This window comes from Streptomyces sp. NPDC044033 (genome assembly GCF_056434425.1).
On record NZ_JBWKFF010000008.1, the window covers coordinates 19,155 to 36,387 of the forward strand.

15 protein-coding genes are annotated in these 17,233 nt (G+C 70.9%); 11 read left to right on the forward strand and 4 right to left on the reverse strand.

Features of this window, described 5'->3' with window-relative positions; genetic code table 11:
* Positions 1-52: 52 nt before the first annotated feature.
* The 6 genes from ftsZ to AC07AB_RS16180 all read left to right on the forward strand — a co-directional run bounded on the left by ftsZ (position 53) and on the right by AC07AB_RS16180 (position 5,072).
* Entirely contained in the window at positions 53-1,285 is a 1,233-nt protein-coding gene (gene ftsZ, locus AC07AB_RS16155; protein ID WP_478566377.1) for a cell division protein FtsZ, read from the forward strand.
* Between the two features lie 10 nt (positions 1,286-1,295).
* Positions 1,296-2,027, forward strand: a complete 732-nt coding sequence (pgeF, locus tag AC07AB_RS16160) for a peptidoglycan editing factor PgeF (protein ID WP_478566380.1) — start codon at positions 1,296-1,298, stop codon at positions 2,025-2,027.
* Between the two features lie 3 nt (positions 2,028-2,030).
* On the forward strand, positions 2,031-2,750 hold the full coding sequence (locus AC07AB_RS16165) for a YggS family pyridoxal phosphate-dependent enzyme (RefSeq protein WP_478566383.1): 720 nt from the start codon (positions 2,031-2,033) through the stop codon (positions 2,748-2,750).
* 124 nt (positions 2,751-2,874) lie between these two features.
* Positions 2,875-3,477 carry a cell division protein SepF gene (locus tag AC07AB_RS16170; RefSeq protein ID WP_478566386.1) on the forward strand — a complete coding sequence of 201 codons (603 nt, stop codon included), beginning with the start codon at positions 2,875-2,877 and terminating at the stop codon, positions 3,475-3,477.
* A 73-nt stretch (positions 3,478-3,550) separates the two neighbouring features.
* Positions 3,551-3,835, forward strand: a complete 285-nt coding sequence (locus AC07AB_RS16175; RefSeq protein ID WP_478566388.1) for a YggT family protein — start codon at positions 3,551-3,553, stop codon at positions 3,833-3,835.
* Positions 3,836-3,884: 49 nt separating this feature from the next.
* A complete protein-coding gene (locus AC07AB_RS16180) occupies positions 3,885-5,072 on the forward strand; it encodes a DivIVA domain-containing protein (RefSeq protein WP_478566391.1) in 1,188 nt (395 codons plus the stop codon).
* Between the two features lie 295 nt (positions 5,073-5,367).
* Here AC07AB_RS16180 and ileS read toward each other — a convergent pair whose 3' ends face one another.
* The gene (gene ileS / locus AC07AB_RS16185) at positions 5,368-8,526 is read right to left on the reverse strand and encodes an isoleucine--tRNA ligase (protein ID WP_478566393.1); all 3,159 of its coding nucleotides are present in this window, start codon (positions 8,524-8,526) and stop codon (positions 5,368-5,370) included.
* A 621-nt stretch (positions 8,527-9,147) separates the two neighbouring features.
* Between ileS and AC07AB_RS16190 the strand changes: the two genes are divergently transcribed.
* The 4 genes from AC07AB_RS16190 (at position 9,148) to AC07AB_RS16205 (ending at position 13,522) form a co-directional block, all read left to right on the forward strand.
* Complete coding sequence (locus tag AC07AB_RS16190) at positions 9,148-10,068, forward strand: TraR/DksA family transcriptional regulator (RefSeq protein ID WP_478566396.1); 921 nt, start codon at positions 9,148-9,150, stop codon at positions 10,066-10,068.
* A gap of 148 nt (positions 10,069-10,216) precedes the next feature.
* The gene (lspA, locus tag AC07AB_RS16195) at positions 10,217-10,783 is read left to right on the forward strand and encodes a signal peptidase II (RefSeq protein ID WP_478566399.1); all 567 of its coding nucleotides are present in this window, start codon (positions 10,217-10,219) and stop codon (positions 10,781-10,783) included.
* Between the two features lie 51 nt (positions 10,784-10,834).
* Positions 10,835-11,776 (forward strand): RluA family pseudouridine synthase, encoded by a 942-nt coding sequence (locus AC07AB_RS16200; protein ID WP_478566401.1) that lies wholly within the window; start codon positions 10,835-10,837, stop codon positions 11,774-11,776.
* 159 nt (positions 11,777-11,935) lie between these two features.
* Positions 11,936-13,522, forward strand: a complete 1,587-nt coding sequence (locus AC07AB_RS16205) for a Na+/H+ antiporter (protein WP_478566404.1) — start codon at positions 11,936-11,938, stop codon at positions 13,520-13,522.
* Positions 13,523-13,703: 181 nt separating this feature from the next.
* Here the strand turns inward: AC07AB_RS16205 and AC07AB_RS16210 are convergent, their stop codons facing one another.
* Positions 13,704-14,813, reverse strand: a complete 1,110-nt coding sequence (locus AC07AB_RS16210; protein ID WP_478567106.1) for a mechanosensitive ion channel family protein — start codon at positions 14,811-14,813, stop codon at positions 13,704-13,706.
* 103 nt (positions 14,814-14,916) lie between these two features.
* On the opposite strand from AC07AB_RS16210, the gene AC07AB_RS16215 reads away from it, so the two are divergent.
* Complete coding sequence (locus AC07AB_RS16215) at positions 14,917-15,507, forward strand: dienelactone hydrolase family protein (RefSeq protein ID WP_478566407.1); 591 nt, start codon at positions 14,917-14,919, stop codon at positions 15,505-15,507.
* 121 nt (positions 15,508-15,628) lie between these two features.
* On the opposite strand, the gene AC07AB_RS16220 is transcribed toward AC07AB_RS16215, so the two are convergent.
* Positions 15,629-16,480, reverse strand: a complete 852-nt coding sequence (locus AC07AB_RS16220; protein ID WP_478566410.1) for a thioredoxin domain-containing protein — start codon at positions 16,478-16,480, stop codon at positions 15,629-15,631.
* A gap of 51 nt (positions 16,481-16,531) precedes the next feature.
* Positions 16,532-17,221 (reverse strand): hypothetical protein, encoded by a 690-nt coding sequence (locus tag AC07AB_RS16225; protein WP_478566413.1) that lies wholly within the window; start codon positions 17,219-17,221, stop codon positions 16,532-16,534.
* Positions 17,222-17,233 lie beyond the last annotated feature (12 nt).

Sequence of the window (17,233 nt, forward strand, 5' to 3'; positions counted from 1 at the left end):
CATTCAGAACCGTCCCCCAGGCATACGTAACTCGAGGCGAGAGGCCTTCGACGTGGCAGCACCGCAGAACTACCTCGCAGTCATCAAGGTCGTCGGAATCGGCGGCGGTGGCGTGAACGCCATCAACCGGATGATCGAGGTCGGTCTCAAGGGCGTCGAGTTCATCGCGATCAACACCGATGCACAGGCCCTGCTGATGAGCGACGCCGACGTCAAGCTCGATGTCGGCCGAGAGCTCACCCGCGGCCTCGGCGCCGGCGCCAACCCCGATGTCGGCCGCAAGGCGGCCGAAGACCACCGCGAGGAGATCGAGGAGGTCCTCAAGGGGGCCGACATGGTCTTCGTCACCGCGGGTGAGGGCGGCGGCACCGGCACGGGCGGCGCGCCCGTCGTCGCCGATATCGCCCGCTCTCTGGGCGCCCTGACGATCGGTGTGGTCACCCGGCCATTCACCTTCGAGGGCCGTCGACGCGCCAACCAGGCCGAGGACGGCATCGCCGGTCTGCGGGAGAACGTCGACACCCTGATCGTCATCCCCAACGACCGGCTGCTGTCGATCTCGGACCGCCAGGTGAGCGTGCTCGACGCGTTCAAGTCCGCGGACCAGGTACTGCTCTCCGGCGTCCAGGGCATCACCGATCTCATCACCACCCCGGGCCTGATCAACCTCGACTTCGCGGACGTCAAGTCCGTCATGTCCGAGGCGGGCTCGGCGCTCATGGGCATCGGATCGGCGCGCGGCGACGACCGCGCGGTGGCCGCTGCCGAAATGGCGATCTCCTCCCCGCTGCTGGAGGCGTCCATCGACGGCGCCCGCGGGGTGCTGCTCTCCATCTCCGGCGGCAGCGACCTCGGTCTCTTCGAGATCAATGAGGCCGCGCAGCTGGTGAGCGAGGCCGCGCACCCCGAGGCCAACATCATCTTCGGTGCGGTCATCGACGACGCGCTCGGCGACGAGGTCCGCGTCACCGTCATCGCGGCGGGCTTCGACGGCGGCCAGCCGCCGCCCAAGGGCAATCGAGAGAAGGTGCTCGGCTCCACCTACGGCAGTCGGGACGAGGGTGCTCCCGCCCCGGCCCCGACCCGCCCGGCCGAACCGGCCCGCCCGTCCTTCGGCGGCCTCGGCAGCGTGACGTCCCCTCGCGAGGAAGAGCCGGCCCAGGCCGACCCGACCCCCGTCTCCGAGGTCCCGCCGCCCCCGATCAGTTCGCCGCAGGTCCCGCCGGCCCGTCCGTACCAGGACAGCACGGCCGAGGAACTGGACGTTCCCGACTTCCTCAAGTGAACTGCCTGAAGTGATAGGGCAACAGCACGACGACAGCGGCGCGCACTTCGCTTTCACCGACCGGTGGGGCGGGGTGAGCGCCGCTCCGTATGACACGCTCAACCTCGGCGGCGCGGTCGGCGACGACCCCGCGGCCGTAGGTGCCAACCGCGGACTCGTGGCCGGCGCGCTGGGCCTCGACCCGGCGGCGGTCGTCTGGATGCGGCAGGTGCACGGCCGCGACGTGGCCGTGGTCGACGGCCCGTGGAGGAGCTCCGAACCCCCGGCGGTGGACGCGGTGGTGACCACCCGTCGCTCCCTCGCCCTCGCGGTCCTCACCGCCGACTGCGCTCCGGTGCTGCTCGCCGACCCCTACGCCGGGGTCGCGGGCGCCGCGCACGCGGGGCGGCCGGGGCTGGTGGCCGGGGTGGTGCCCGCGCTCGTGGACGAGATGGTCCGGCAGGGCGCGGAGCCCGCGCGGATCGTCGGCCACCTCGGGCCCGCGGTGTGCGGCCGCTGCTACGAGGTGCCGGAGGCGATGCGCGACGAGGTGGCAGAGGCCGTGCCCGAGGCGTGGTCCACCACCTCGTGGTCGACCCCGGCCGTGGATGTGACGGCGGGCGTACGTGCTCAACTCGCCCGTCTCGGCGTCGACATCAGCGTTCGGTCGAACGTCTGTACGTTGGAGTCGGCGAACCACTTCTCCTACCGGCGCGAGCGCACGACCGGGCGGCTCGCGAGCTATGTCTGGTTGGACGGCTGAGCTGTGACGGATCGTAGGAATCAACTGGCCGAGAACCTGGCGCAGGTGGAGGAACGTATCTCCGCCGCCTGTGCCGCTGTCGGCCGCAAGCGTGAAGAAGTGACCCTCATCGTGGTCACCAAGACCTACCCCGCGAGCGATGTACGGCTGCTCGCGGAGCTGGGGGTGCGTCATGTCGCGGAGAACCGCGACCAGGACGCCGCACCCAAGGCCGCGGAATCTGTCGATCTGCCCCTCAACTGGCACTTTGTGGGTCAATTGCAGACGAACAAGGTACGGTCTGTGGTGAGTTACGCCGATGTGGTGCAGTCCGTCGACCGGGTCAAGCTGGTCACGGCGCTCTCCGCGGCGGCGGTGCGGGCCGGCCGGGAGCTCGGCGCGCTCGTCCAGGTGGCCCTCGACGCGGGGGCGGGCGAGCGCGGGGAACGCGGCGGGGTGGCACCGGATGGTGTCGAGGCGCTGGCCGATGCCATAGCGGGGGCCGAAGGGCTCCGGCTGGACGGGGTCATGACGGTCGCTCCGCTGGCCGGAACGTATGCCGGCAGGCAGCGCGCGGCGTTCGAGCGGTTGAGGGAAATCTCAACGGGCCTGCGCGTATCTCATCCGGCTGCGAACATGGTGTCGGCAGGTATGAGCGCGGACCTTGAGGACGCAGTGGCGGCGGGGGCGACACATGTACGCGTCGGCACTGCGGTACTCGGAGTCCGACCCAGGCTCAGGTAACGTCGCCAAGCAGGTCGGACCACAGCACAAAATATGGTCATTTCCGCCAAAAGGCGGGCAGGCCGAGTGGATCCAGGGCGACCGGTGACGGAGCCGATCCACCACAGAGCGGAGGATGCGGAGCATGGCCGGCGCGATGCGCAAGATGGCGGTCTACCTCGGCCTCGTGGAGGACGATGGGTACGACGGCCCGGGGTTCGACCCCGATGACGAGTTCGAACCCGAGCCGGAGCCCGATCGGGCTCGAAGGCAACACCAGCCCCAACAGACGCAACAGGACGAACCGGTGCGAGTCGCGCACCCGCCGGCGCAGCGTGAGGCTGCTCCGCTCGTAGCGGAAAGCGGACGACCCGCGCGAATCGCCCCCGTGGCGTCCATCACACCCGAACGTCAGTCTCTGGAGAAGAACGCACCGGTGATCATGCCCAAGGTTGTGTCCGAGCGGGAGCCGTACCGCATCACCACACTGCACCCGCGGACCTACAACGAGGCCCGTACCATCGGGGAACACTTCCGTGAGGGCACTCCGGTGATCATGAACCTGACGGAGATGGACGACACGGACGCGAAGCGACTTGTCGACTTTGCCGCGGGGTTGGTCTTCGGACTGCACGGCAGCATCGAGCGGGTGACGCAGAAGGTGTTCCTGCTGTCTCCTGCTAACGTCGATGTCACGGCGGAGGACAAGGCCCGCATCGCAGAGGGCGGGTTCTTCAACCAGAGCTGAGACGCAACACCAGGCAACACCGTGAGTAACGGCCAACTGGCCGAGTACGAGCAAGGGGAGAGGGACGCGCGAGATGAGCATCGCACTGCAGGTGATCTACATCGCGCTGTATTGCTTCCTCATCGTGCTGATCTTCCGGCTGGTGATGGACTACGTCTTCCAGTTCGCCCGCTCATGGCAACCCGGCAAGGCGATGGTGGTCGTTCTGGAGGCCACCTACACTGTCACTGATCCGCCACTCAAGCTTCTGCGGCGGTTCATTCCGCCGCTGCGTCTCGGGGGCGTGGCGCTCGACCTGTCCTTCTTCGTACTGATGATCATCGTCTACATCCTGATCACCGTCGTGAGCCGGCTGTGAACGATACGGTCTTGCCGATTGCCGACGACTACGTTGAGGTGAAGAAGAGATGCCGTTGACCCCCGAGGACGTGCGGAACAAGCAGTTCACGACCGTCCGCCTCCGAGAAGGCTATGACGAGGACGAGGTCGATGCCTTCCTCGATGAGGTCGAAGCCGAACTGACCCGCCTGCTCCGCGAGAACGAGGACCTGCGGGCCAAGCTGGCCGCGGCCACCCGCGCCGCCGCGCAGAACCAGCAGCAGGGTATGCGCAAGCAGCAGGAGCCGCAGGATCAGCGGCCCGGCGCACCCGTGCCCGCCGCCATATCCGGTCCGCAGCCTGTGCCGCCACAGCAGCAACAGCAGCAGCAACAACAGCAACAGCAGCAGCAGCAGCAGATGGGCGGCCCCCCTCAGCTGACCGGCGGAGCCCCGCAGTTGCCGCCCGGCCCCGGCGGCCATGGGCCCGGCCCGCAGGGCCCGCACGGACCCGGCCCGATGGGGCAGAACGGTCCGATGGGCGGCCCGCTCGGCGGGCCCATGGGCCAGAACGGTCCGATGGGCCAGAACGGCATGGGCCCGAACGGCATGGGCCAGAACGGTCCGATGGGCGGCCCCGGCCCCCAGCTGCCGCAGCAGGGCCAGGGCCCGGGCGGCGACAGCGCTGCCCGCGTGCTCTCGCTCGCGCAGCAGACGGCCGATCAGGCCATCGCGGAGGCCCGGTCCGAGGCCAACAAGATCGTCGGTGAGGCGCGCAGCCGCGCCGAGGGTCTGGAGCGGGACGCCCGCGCCAAGGCCGACGCCCTGGAGCGGGACGCGCAGGAGAAGCACCGCGTCGCGATGGGCTCGCTGGAGTCCGCTCGCGCCACGCTGGAGCGCAAGGTCGAGGACCTGCGCGGCTTCGAGCGCGAGTACCGCACCCGGCTCAAGTCCTACCTGGAGAGCCAGCTGCGCCAGTTGGAGAACCAGGCCGACGACTCGCTGGCCCCGCCGCGGACCCCGGCGACCGCCTCGCTGCCGCCGTCCCCCTCGATGGCGGGCGCCGGTGCGGGCATGGGCTCGCACTCCATGGGCGGCAACCCGTCCATGGGCGGCCACGGCGGCCCCTCCAGCGGTGCTCCGTCCTACGGCGGCCAGCAGCAGATGTCCCCGGCGATGACCCAGCCGATGGCACCGGTCCGGCCGCAGGGCCAGCAGCCGATGCAGCAGGCGCCGTCGCCGATGCGGGGCTTCCTGATCGACGAGGACGACAACTGACCGAACGGGCCGCGCTCAGCGCGTAGCCGTCGGCGGATCTACGGGCCGGGCCCCTGGGACATCCCAGGGGCCCGGCCCGTTTCGCTGTTCCCCGGAGCCGTGTCATCTCCCCGGCCGGATCAGCCTGCGTGCCAGGCGTGGCGCGCGCGACCAGGGGTACGACACAGGCTCACACCGCCGGAGCAGGGCGTGCGCGGGGCAGGCGAGCAGCGAGAACGCGCGTGCCTCAAGGCGTCAAAAAGCCGGGCGGGCTCGGAGTTCGAGCCCGCCCGGCCACCGCTTGCCGTGCTCCCGGTTACACCTTGCGCAGCCGGAAGGTCAGGGCCAGGCCCTCGTCCGTGAACGGCTCGCCGAAGGAGGCATCGGCCTCCGCCCGTACGAACTCCTCGGCCAGTACCTCGTCGGAGATCAGCCCGGCGTGCTCGGCCAGCGCCTCCGACGTCTCGGCGTTCGCCGCGTCCCAGCGGACCGTGATCCGGTCGGCGACGTCCAGGCCGCTGTTCTTGCGGGCCTCCTGGATCAGCCGGATCGCGTCACGGGCCAGGCCCGCGCGGCGCAGTTCCGGGGTGATCTCCAGGTCGAGGGCGACCGTGGCGCCCGCGTCGGACGCCACCGACCAGCCCTCGCGCGGCGTCTCGGTGATGATGACCTCGTCCGGGGCGAGCGCCACCCGCTCGCCGTCGACCTCCACCGCTGCCGTGCCCTCGCGCAGGGCCAGCGACAGCGCGGCGGCGTCCGCCTCGGCGACGGCCTTCGCCACCGCCTGGACGCCCTTGCCGAACCGCCTGCCCAGCGCGCGGAAGTTGGCCTTGGCCGTGGTGTCGACGAGCGAACCGCCGCCGCCTCGACCGGAGGAGGAATCAGTGAGCGAGGCCAGCGAGGAGACGTTCAGCTCCTCCGTGATCTGGGCGCGCAGCTCGTCCGACAGGGCCTCGAAGCCCGACGCCGCGACCAGGGCCCGCGACAGCGGCTGACGCGTCTTCACGCCGGACTCCGCGCGGGTCGCGCGGCCCAGCTCGACCAGCCGGCGCACCAGCAGCATCCGCTCGGAGAGCGTCGGGTCGATCAGCTTCTCGTCCGCCACCGGCCAGCTGGACAGGTGCACCGACTCGGGCGCGTCCGGCGTCACCGGGACGACGAGGTCCTGCCACACCCGCTCGGTGATGAAGGGGGTGAGCGGTGCCATGAGCCGGGTGACCGTCTCCACGGTCTCGTGCAGCGTGCGCAGCGCGGCCGGGTCGCCCTGCCAGAAGCGGCGGCGGGAGCGGCGCACGTACCAGTTGGACAGATCGTCCACGAACGAGGACAGCAGCTTGCCGGCGCGCTGGGTGTCGAAGGACTCCAGCGCCACCGTGACCTGATCGACCAGCGCGTTCAACTCGCCGAGCAGCCAGCGGTCCAGCAGCGGCCGGTCGGCCGGGGCCGGGTCGGCGGCGGACGGCGCCCAGGAGGACGTACGGGCGTACAGCGCCTGGAAGGCGACCGTGTTCCAGTACGTGAGGAGCGTCTTGCGGACGACCTCCTGGATCGTGGCGTGCCCCACCCGGCGCGCGGCCCACGGGGAGCCGCCGGCCGCCATGAACCAGCGGACCGCGTCCGCGCCGTGCTGGTCCATCAGCGGGATCGGCTGGAGGATGTTGCCCAGGTGCTTGGACATCTTCCGGCCGTCCTCGGCGAGGATGTGGCCCAGGCAGACCACGTTCTCGTAACTGGACTTGTCGAAGACCAGGGTGCCGACCGCCATCAGCGTGTAGAACCAGCCGCGGGTCTGGTCGATGGCCTCGGAGATGAACTGCGCCGGGTACCGCTTCTCGAAGAGGTCCTTGTTCTTGTACGGATAGCCCCACTGCGCGAACGGCATCGACCCCGAGTCGTACCAGGCGTCGATGACCTCGGGGACCCGGGTGGCCTCCAGGGCGCAGCCCTCGGCGGTGCAGCCGAAGGCGACCGCGTCGATGTACGGGCGGTGCGGGTCCAGCCCCGACTGGTCGGCGCCGGTCAGCTCGGTCAGCTCGGCGAGCGAGCCGACGCAGGTGAGGTGGCCCTCCTCGCAGCGCCAGATGGGCAGCGGGGTGCCCCAGTAGCGGTTGCGGGACAGCGCCCAGTCGATGTTGTTGTTCAGCCAGTCGCCGTAGCGGCCGTGCTTGACCGAGTCCGGGAACCAGTTGGTCGCCTCGTTCTCGGCGAGCAGCCGGTCCTTGACGGCGGTGGTGCGGATGTACCAGGACGGCTGCGCGTAGTAGAGCAGCGCCGTGTGGCAGCGCCAGCAGTGCGGGTAGCTGTGCTCGTACGGCACGTGCCTGAAGAGCAGGCCGCGCTCCCGCAGGTCCTCGACCAGCGCCTCGTCGGCCTTCTTGAAGAACTGGCCGCCGACGAGCGGCAGCCCCTCCTCGAAGGTGCCGTCGGGGCGGACCGGGTTGACGACCGGCAGGCCGTACGCGCGGCAGGTCTTGAGGTCGTCCTCACCGAAGGCCGGGGCCTGGTGGACGAGGCCGGTGCCGTCCTCGGTGGTCACGTACTCGGCGTTGACGACGAAGTTGGCGTCGGCCAGCTCGACGAGCGGGAACGGGCGGGAGTAGGCCCAGCGCTCCATCTCCCGGCCGGTGAACGCCTCCCCGGTGGCCTCCCAGCCCTCGCCGAGCGCCTTCTCCAGCAGCGGCTCGGCGACGACGAGCCGCTCCTCGCCGTCGGTCGCCACGACGTAGCGGACGTCGGGGTGGGCGGCGACGGCGGTGTTGGAGACCAGGGTCCAGGGGGTGGTCGTCCAGATGAGCAGCGAGGCCCCGCCCGCCAGCGGCCCGGAGGTCAGCGGGAGGCGGACGAAGACCGACGGGTCGACGACGGTCTCGTACCCCTGGGCCAGCTCGTGGTCCGAGAGGCCGGTGCCGCAGCGCGGGCACCAGGGGGCGACCCGGTGGTCCTGGACCAGCAGCCCCTTGTTGAAGATCTCCTTGAGCGACCACCACACGGACTGCACATAGTCCGGGTCCATGGTGCGGTAGGCGTTGTCGAGGTCGGCCCAGTAGCCCATGCGCGTGGTCAGTTCGGCGAAGGCGTCGGTGTGCCGGGTCACCGACTCGCGGCACTTCGCGTTGAACTCCGCGATGCCGAACGCCTCGATGTCCTTCTTGCCGTTGAAGCCCAGTTCCTTCTCGACGGCCAGCTCCACCGGCAGGCCGTGGCAGTCCCAGCCCGCCTTGCGGCCGACGTGGTAGCCCTGCATGGTGCGGAAGCGGGGGAAGACGTCCTTGAAGACGCGGGCCTCGATGTGGTGCGCGCCCGGCATGCCGTTGGCGGTCGGCGGGCCCTCGTAGAAGACCCACTCGGGGCGCCCCTCGGACTGGGCGAGGGTGCGGTCGAAGATCTTGTTCTCGCGCCAGTAGTCGAGCACGGCGTGCTCAAGGGCGGGCAGGTCGACCTGGGCGGGCACCTGCCGGTACTGCGGCGACGGCATCATCAAGTTCTTCCTCCGGCGGAACGTCGTTTCGCTGTCCGTCGGAGGGACGAGAGCCTGATGCGCTCCCGCGGTACCACCCTCCTTGGCCGCGGGCCGTGCCCGAGGCCCCCTCATTGGGGTTCGCGAGGCCGGGTCTACTGGCCCGCCGGGGCGGGCGTTCTTCCGGCGGCTCCGGGGTGATCTTCACGTCGCGCACACCCCCGGGCTCGCACCGTCCCCGGGTCGCTCTTGGCTGCGTGCGGCGCTACTCGTCCCTTCCACGCCTTTCGCTGCGGCCAGTGTACGGGCCCGTACCGACAGCCGCCGACCCGTTTCCCGCCGCGGGCCGGAGCGGCGGCCGCCGCCCTGCGTCGGCTGAGGTACGGGCCGGTCCTGGGTTGACCCGAATGCCGATACGCCCGGCGCGCTCCTCATACCGCCGGGCGGGCGCGCTCCGCCGCGACGTCCGTACCGCCGGATTACCGGGCCATGGGCTGGGCACAACCGATGAGACCGGTCTGCCTCGCGGGCAAGCCGGGGCGAATCCGGCGGCGTGCCCCGTTGCCGCGCGCCCGGAGTCGATTTATCGTTCCGGCACGATTCGCGCGCAAGATCACAAAATGTGAAGGGGTCGCGGCCATGGTGGCGAAGAAGACCGCCGCGAGGAAGACTGCGCCGGCCGGCGAGGCGGCGGCAGCGACGGCGAAGAAGGCCGCCCTGGTCGCTGAGCAGCCCGCGGAGCAACCCCTCAAGAAGCACGCGGAGGAGGCGTCGGCCCCGCGGGCGGCGGCCGAGGAAACCGGGGGGAAGCCCGCGGCGAAGAAGACCGCGACGGGGAAAGCGGCGGCTAAGAAGACCGTGGCGAAGAAGGCCGTGGCCAAGAAAGCCGCGGCGAAGAAGAGCACGGCGAAGAAGACCGTGGCCAAGAGCGCCGCAGCCGGGAAGGGCACGGCCGGGAAGGCCGACGCGGAGAACAGCGCAGCAGATACCACAGGCGAGACCACAGCCAAGAGGGCCGCACCAGCCGAGCAGGCGGTGCCCGCGAAGAAGACGACGGGAGCCAAGACGGTGGCTGCGAAGAAGACCACGGGTGGGGAACGGGCTGCCAAGGCCACGACAGCGGCCTCGACGACGGTACCGGGGGCCCGTACGGCCGCCGCCGAGCCCGGGGAGCTGGCCGTACGGCCGGGCGAGGACCCCTGGTCGCCGGCGGAGGTGGCCGAGGCGCGCGACGAGCTCCGGAGCGAGGTGCTGCGGCTGCGCGCCGAGCTGATCGCCTCCGAAGAGGCCATCGCCGGGCTGATGCGCGACTCCGGCGACGGCGCGGGGGACGACCAGGCCGACACCGGCACCAAGAACATCACGCGCGAGCACGAGCTGGCGCTCGCCGGGAACGCCCGCGAGATGCTGGAGCAGACCGAGCGCGCCCTGGAGCGGCTCGACGCCGGCACGTACGGGATCTGCGAGAACTGCGGCAAACCGATCGGCAAGGCCCGGATGCAGGCATTCCCCCGAGCCATGCTGTGTGTGGAGTGCAAACAGCGGCAGGAACGCCGCTGAACGGCCCGCGGCGGCGTGCCGTACGCTCATCCTCAGCCGGGCGGGGGCGCCCGGCGCCCAGCCAACGCAGGAGTGCGCCGCGCTGCCGGGCAGCACCGTCGGACCGGGCGGTGGTGAGCGGCGGGCGGGATGACGTCGAGGGACTCAGGTGACAGAGGCGGAGCAGACCACCGGTACGCCGGGAGAGGCCGAAGGGGACGGCGCCTCGCAGGAGGTGGAACCGCCCAAGGGGAAGCGGCGTATCGGGGTGCTGCTGCTGGTCGCCCCCTTGGTCTACCTCCTGGACCTGGTCAGCAAGCTGGTCGTGGTGGCCAAGCTGGAGCACCACGATCCGGTTCAGCTGATCGGCACCTGGCTGCAGCTTCAGGTGATCCGCAACCGCGGCGCGGCCTTCAGCTTCGGCGAGGCCATGACCATCGTCTTCACCTGCATCGCGGTGATCGTGATCGTGGTGATCGCGCGCCTCGCCCGCAAGCTCTACAGCGTGCCGTGGGCCATCGCGCTGGGCCTGCTGCTCGGCGGGGCGCTCGGCAACCTCACCGACCGGGTGTTCCGCACACCCGGCGGCCTCCAGGGCGGCGTCGTCGACTGGATCGCGCCGGCGCACTTCGCGGTCTTCAACCTCGGTGACTCGGCGATCGTCTGCGGCGGCATCCTGATCGTGATCCTCTCCTTCCGCGGTCTCGACCCCGACGGCACGGTGCACAAGGACTGACGCCGCGTACGGGCGTACGGACGGCCCCCCGCCGTCCTGCATACTCGACGGGTGAGCACGATTCCCGAGATCCGCACCCTGCCCGTACCCGATGGCCTAGAAGGCGAGCGCGTGGACGCCGCCATCGCCCGCATGTTCGGCTTTTCGCGGACCAAGGCGGCCGAGCTCGCCGCCGAGGGAAAGGTTCAGCTCGACGGCGCGGTGGCCGGCAAGTCCGACCGGGTGACCGGCGGCGCCTGGCTGGAGGTCGAGATGCCCGGCGCCCCGGCGCCGGTGCAGATCGTCGCCGAACCCGTCGAGGGCATGGAGATCGTGCACGACGACGACGACATCGTGGTGATCGTCAAGCCGGTCGGCGTGGCCGCGCACCCGAGCCCCGGCTGGACCGGCACCACCGTCATCGGCGGGCTCGCCGCCGCCGGCTACCGCATCTCGACCTCGGGGGCGGCCGAGCGCCAGGGCATCGTGCACCGCCTCGACGTGGGCACCTCGGGGCTGATGGTCGTCGCCAAGTCCGAGCGCGCCTACACCCTGCTCAAGCAGCAGTTCCGGGAGCGTACGGTCGACAAGCGCTACCACGCGCTGGTGCAGGGCCACCCGGACCCGATGAGCGGCACCATCGACGCCCCCATCGGGCGCCACCCGAACCACGACTACAAGTGGGCGGTGACGGCCGAGGGCAAGCCGTCCGTGACGCACTACGACCTCATCGAGGCGTTCCGGGCCGCCAGCCTCCTCGACGTCAAGCTGGAGACCGGCCGTACGCACCAGATCCGCGTGCACATGTCGGCGCACCGGCACCCGTGCGTCGGCGACACCACCTACGGCGCCGATCCGACGCTCGGGAAGCGGCTGGGGCTCACCCGGCAGTGGCTGCACGCGATGCGGCTCGGCTTCGAGCACCCCGGCGACGGGAGCTGGGTGGAGTTCGAGAGCGCGTACCCCGAGGACCTCCAGCGCGCACTGGACATCGTGCGGGCGGAGAGCTCCTGACGCTGTGTCACCCCGGTATTCCGGGGGTCCGCCTTCCGGGGCCTCCGGGTATTCCGGGGCGCGGCGATATGTGATCAATGCCGCGTTGGGCGGTTTGTGTGACCGGTCATGGCAGGCTGGAGGGGTTGATCGTCGGACCGACCCCGGAGCGTATACGTCGTGGACCAGCTAGCCCTGCTGTTCGTACTGCTACTCGGGGCCGTGGTCATGGTGCCGCTCGGCGACCGGCTGGGACTGCCGTCGCCGGTGCTGATGACCCTGGGCGGGATCGTCCTCGCGCTGCTGCCGTTCGTGCCGAACGTCGATGTGCCGCCCGAGTACATCCTGCCGCTGGTACTGCCGCCGCTGCTCTACGCCTCGGTGCAGCGCACGTCCTGGCGGCAGTTCGCGGCCAATCTGCGGCCGATCTTCCTGCTCGCGGTGGCGCTGGTCTTCGTGACGACCGCCGCGGTCGCCGTCGTCGCCAACGCCGTCGTGCCCGGTCTGCCGCTCGCCGCGGCCGTCGCGCTCGGCGCGCTGGTCGCCCCGCCCGACCCGGTCGCCGCGACCGCCGTGGCCGGGTCGCTCGGGCTGCCGCGCCGCCTGGTCTCCATCCTGGAGGGCGAGGGGCTCTTCAACGACGTCACCGCGATCGTGCTGTACCACGTGGCCATCGCCGCCGCCGTCACCGGCTCCTTCTCCTTCCCGCACGCCATCGGCGCGCTGGTGCTCTCCGCCGTGGTCGCCATAGCGGTGGGCCTGGTGCTGGGCTGGGCCGCCAACAAGCTGATGGGCCTGCTCGGCGACGCCACCCTCCAGATCGGCCTGACCCTGCTGGTGCCGTTCGTCGCCTACGTACTGGCCGAGGAGTTCGCCGGCTCGGGAGTGCTGGCGGTGCTCACCACCGCGCTCTTCCTCGCCGAGCACGCGGTGGACGCCGACGACGTGCTGGGCCGGCTGGCCGGCCACACCTTCTGGGAGATCGTCGACACTCTCGTCACCGGAGTCGCCTTCGGCCTCATCGGCCTCGAACTCCACAATGTCTTCGGCACGGCCTCCGGCCGCTGGGGCGAGATGCTCGCGGCCGGCGGCGCGGTGATCGGCGTCGTGATCGGCGTACGGCTGCTGTGGCTGCTGCCCGCGGCCTGGCTCGCCCGCAAGATGCACCGCCACCGGGACGTCGAGGAAGAGATCCCGATGACCTGGCGCGAGACCGTGGTCATGTGGTGGTCCGGGATGCGCGGCGTCGCCTCCGTGGCGCTGGCCCTCGCCATCCCCCTCACCGTGGACGACGGCTCCGACTTCCCCGGCCGCGACGAGATCCTCTTCATCGCCTTCGCCGTCATCATGGCCACCCTCGTCGTCCAGGGGCTGACCCTGCCCTGGCTGGTGCGGAAGCTCGGGGTGAAGGCCGACACCAACGCCGAACGGGAGACGGAACGTCAGCTCGCGATCCGGGCCGCCAAGGCCGCCAAGAGCAGGCTCAAGGAGATTCAGGCGGTCGAGGAACTGCCCGAGGACCTCGCCGAGCAGCTGAACCGGCGCGCGTACGACGTCGGCGCGCGGATCAGCCCCGACATGGTCGACGACGAGCGCCGGGAGGCGCACGCCCAGCGCGTCAAGCGCATCCGCACCGTGCAGCGCATCCAGAACGAGATGCTGTCGGCCGCCCGGCACGAGGTGCTCTCCGCCCGCAGCGAGGTCGGCGCCGACCCGGAGATCGTCGACCGGGTGCTGCGCCACCTCGATGTGCGGAGCCTGCGCTGATCTGAGGCGGAGTGGTGACGGGCCCGCGCTGATCGGAGGCGGTGCGGTGACGGGCCCGCGCTGATCCGAGGCGGAGTGGTGACGGGCCCGCCGCGCTGATCCGAAGCGGTGTGGTCCGAGCCCGGCTCCCCACCCGAAGCCGGGTGGGGAGCCGGGCTCCCGGCCGGCCCCGAGATCTCGATCAGGCGGTGCCGGGGCCCGGGCCGATGTCCTCGGCCCTGGGCGGCGTCTGCGGTCGGTCGGGCGCCTCCCGCAGGCCCGGCGCGTGCGCCGTGTTGATCCGCGGCAGCGCGTACGGGTGCTCGCGGCGCAGCCACTCCACCAACTGCTCGCGTACCACGCAGCGGAGCGTCCAGATGTCGTCCGAGTCCTTCGCGGTGACCAGCGCCCGCACCTGGATCGTGGAGGGGGTGGTGTCGGTGATCACCAGGCTCCAGGCGCGGCGGTCCCACTCGGCGCACTTCATGAGGATCTCGTGCAGCCGCTCGCGCATGAGGTCGATCGGCGTGGCGTGGTCGAGGTGGAAGAAGACCGTGCCGGTCATCCGGGGGTTGCCGCGCGTCCAGTTCTCGAACGGCTTGCTGGTGAAGTACGACACGGGCATGGTGATCCGGCGCTCGTCCCAGGTGGTCACCACCAGGTAGGTGAGGGTGATCTCCTCGACCGTGCCCCACTCGCCGTCGACCACCACCGTGTCGCCGATCCGCACCATGTCGCCGAAGGCGATCTGGAGCCCGGCGAAGAGGTTGCCGAGCGTCGACTGGGCGGCGACACCGGCGACGATGCCGATCACCCCGGCCGAGGCCAGCATCGAGGTCCCCACCGTCTTCATCGCCGGGAAGGTCAGCAGCATCGCCGCCACCGTCACCACGGCGACGACCGCGGTCACGATCCGCTGGATCAGCGTCACCTGCGTACGGACCCGGCGGACCCGGGCCCGGTCGTGGGCGTTCGCGGCGTAACGGGCGTACGTCGACTCCACTATGGCCGCGGCGCAGCGCACCGTCAGCCAGGCGACGGCGGCGATCAGCACCAGGGACAGGGTCTGGCCGATGCCCGCGTCGTGCTCCTCGACCAGCTTGAACCGCACGGATGTGTAACTGCCGCGGAGCATGGCCGCGCACAGCACCAGCTGGAGCGGCAGCCGGCAGCGGCGCAGCAGGTCCCACAGCGGGGTCTCGGGATGGCGCGCGTCGATCCGGCGCACCACCAGGTCGGCCGCCCAGCCGACCAGCAGGGTGACGGCGATCGATCCGCCGATCACGATGAGCGGACGCAGCACGTCCTCCATGGACACCTCGGCTCCTTCCCTTGCGAATCGGGTCGTCCGCATCCCACCGACGGTAACTGGCACGATGGGGTGATCGCGATTCACCTACAGGGAAGTGACTCCAGTGGCGTCCTCTACCACGATTGTCCTGTTTCACTCGGCTTACGGGCTGCGGCCTGCCGTACGGGCTGCGGCCGAGCGGCTGCGCGCGGCGGGGCACGAGGTGCATGTGCCGGACCTGTACGACGGGCGGACCACCGAGACCGTCGAGGACGGCATGGTGATCAAGGACGAGATCGGCAAGGAGGAGCTGCTGCGCCGGGCCATCGCCGCGGCCGCCCCGCTCTCCGACCGCGGAATCGTGTACGCGGGCTTCTCGCTCGGCGGATCGATCGCGCAGAACCTGGCGCTGGGGGACGAGAAGGCGCGGGGGCTGCTGCTCCTGCACGGCACCTCGGACCTCGCGGAGGACGCGTCCGCCGACGAGCTGCCCGTACAGCTGCATGTCGCGGACCCCGACCCGTTCGAGCCGCAGGACTGGCTGAACGCCTGGTATCTGCGGATGCGGCGGGCCGGTGCGGACGTGGAGGTCTACCGCTACCAGGGGGCGGGGCACGTGTTCACCGACCCCGAGCTCCCGGACTACGACGAGGAGGCGGCCGAGGCGGCCTGGAAGGTGTCGCTGGGCTTCCTCGCGGACCTCGGCGACGCGTGACCGACGTCTCGGCGTGACCGGCGTCTCGGCCTGACCGACGACTCGGCGGCGCGTGATCGACGAGCCGCCGTTCAGCGGCGGGTGGGCGAATTCCTACGGTCGCCCACCCACGGCCGTACCGCTACTTGCTCTTCGGGCCGAACGCCTTGTCGATCACCGCGGTGAACTGCTCCTTGGTCATCGGGGGGTTCTCCGTGCCCTCGACGTTCAGCTTCTTCCCGTCGAGGAGCAGCGCGGGCGTGCCCTGCACGCCGTTCTTGCCGAAGAGCTTGCCCATCTCCAGCGCCCACTTGTCGTACGTGCCGTCCTTGACGGCCTTCTCGAAGCCGGCGTTGCCCTTGAGCGCCGGGACCTGCTGCGCGACGTCGATGAGCTTCTGGTCCTTGGCGAAGGCGTCGTCGTTCTCCTCCGGGTGGTTCTTCGGCGAGTACAGGGCCTCCTTGTACGCGACGAACGCCTCCGGGCTGACGTTCAGGGCCGCGCCCAGCGCGCTGACGGCGTTCTTCGAGCCGGTCCCCTTGCCGCCCATGCTGTCGATGAAGTTGACCAGGACGTAGCGCACCTTGTAGCGGCCGGCCTTGACGTCCTGGCGCAGCTGCGGGCCGGCGCTCTGCTCGAAGGCCGCGCACGCGGGGCACCGCGGGTCCTCGTAGACCTCAAGGGTCTTCTTGGCCTTCGCGTCGCCGACGGTGATCACATCGCCGTTCTCGCCGGTGGTGTTGGCGGGCTTGACGAGGGTCTTCTTGTCGGCGGCGTCCCACTCCTTGCTTCCGGTGGACTTGCTCTTGCCGGAACCGCTGTCCATGTTGCTGACCGCGAAGCCGATGCCGCCGGCTATCGCGAGGACCACGATGATCGAGCCGCCGACGACGAGCTGACGGCGGGTCTTGTCCTTCTTGGCCTGGCGCTCGCGCTCGGCGCGCAGCCGCTCGCGGGCGGCCTGCTTGTTCTGCGGGTTGTTGCGGTTGCTCATGATCTCGACTCCGTGGATTGACGTGCGCGGTGGCGGATGGGACCGGACTGCTCAGGCACCTGTGAGTGCGGGGGCAGCCGGGCGGGGCGGACCGCGCCGTACGACGGAGTGGAAGAGCAGTGGGAGCGTACGGGCGACCCGCGCGCGCCCGCTCGCCGCGACGGGAGCCCCCGGCCGCACGGCGGCGACGAGCACGGCGGCGGCGAACAGCAGCGGCCGGAAAGCCAGGGCCGCGACCGCGCGCAGCAGCCGCCGCAGCGCCACCTCGCCGCGCCGCAGCCAGGCAGCGGCCAGCAGCCCGACCGCGAGGTGCGCGGCCAGCAGCAGCCAGGGCGCGGACGCGCCGCCGATCAGCGGCGCGGCGTCGCCGTGCCGGGCGGTCAGCCTCGCCAGCGGTGTGCCGAAGTCGCCGCCGTGGCACAGCAGATCGACGCCCATGGAGTGCAGCGGCCCCGTGACGGGGCCGCCCGAGCGGCCGTAACACGTGTGCTGGCCGGTGGTGAAGACCGTGTCGGCCGCCAGTTCCAGGGGGACGAGGAGGGCGGCGATGTGCCCGTAGCCGCGCTCCCGGCCCGCCAGGGCGTACGCGATCGCGAAGAAGGCGACGCAGAGCACGGCCACCGTCGGCAGCGGGAGGGGGGTGCGGGAGAGCACGACGTGAGAAGCGGCGGACAGCGTGACGCACACGGCTGTGAACAGCGCCGCGCGTACGGCTCTCAACTGCTCTCCCGTCCCCTCCATGACGCCGAATTT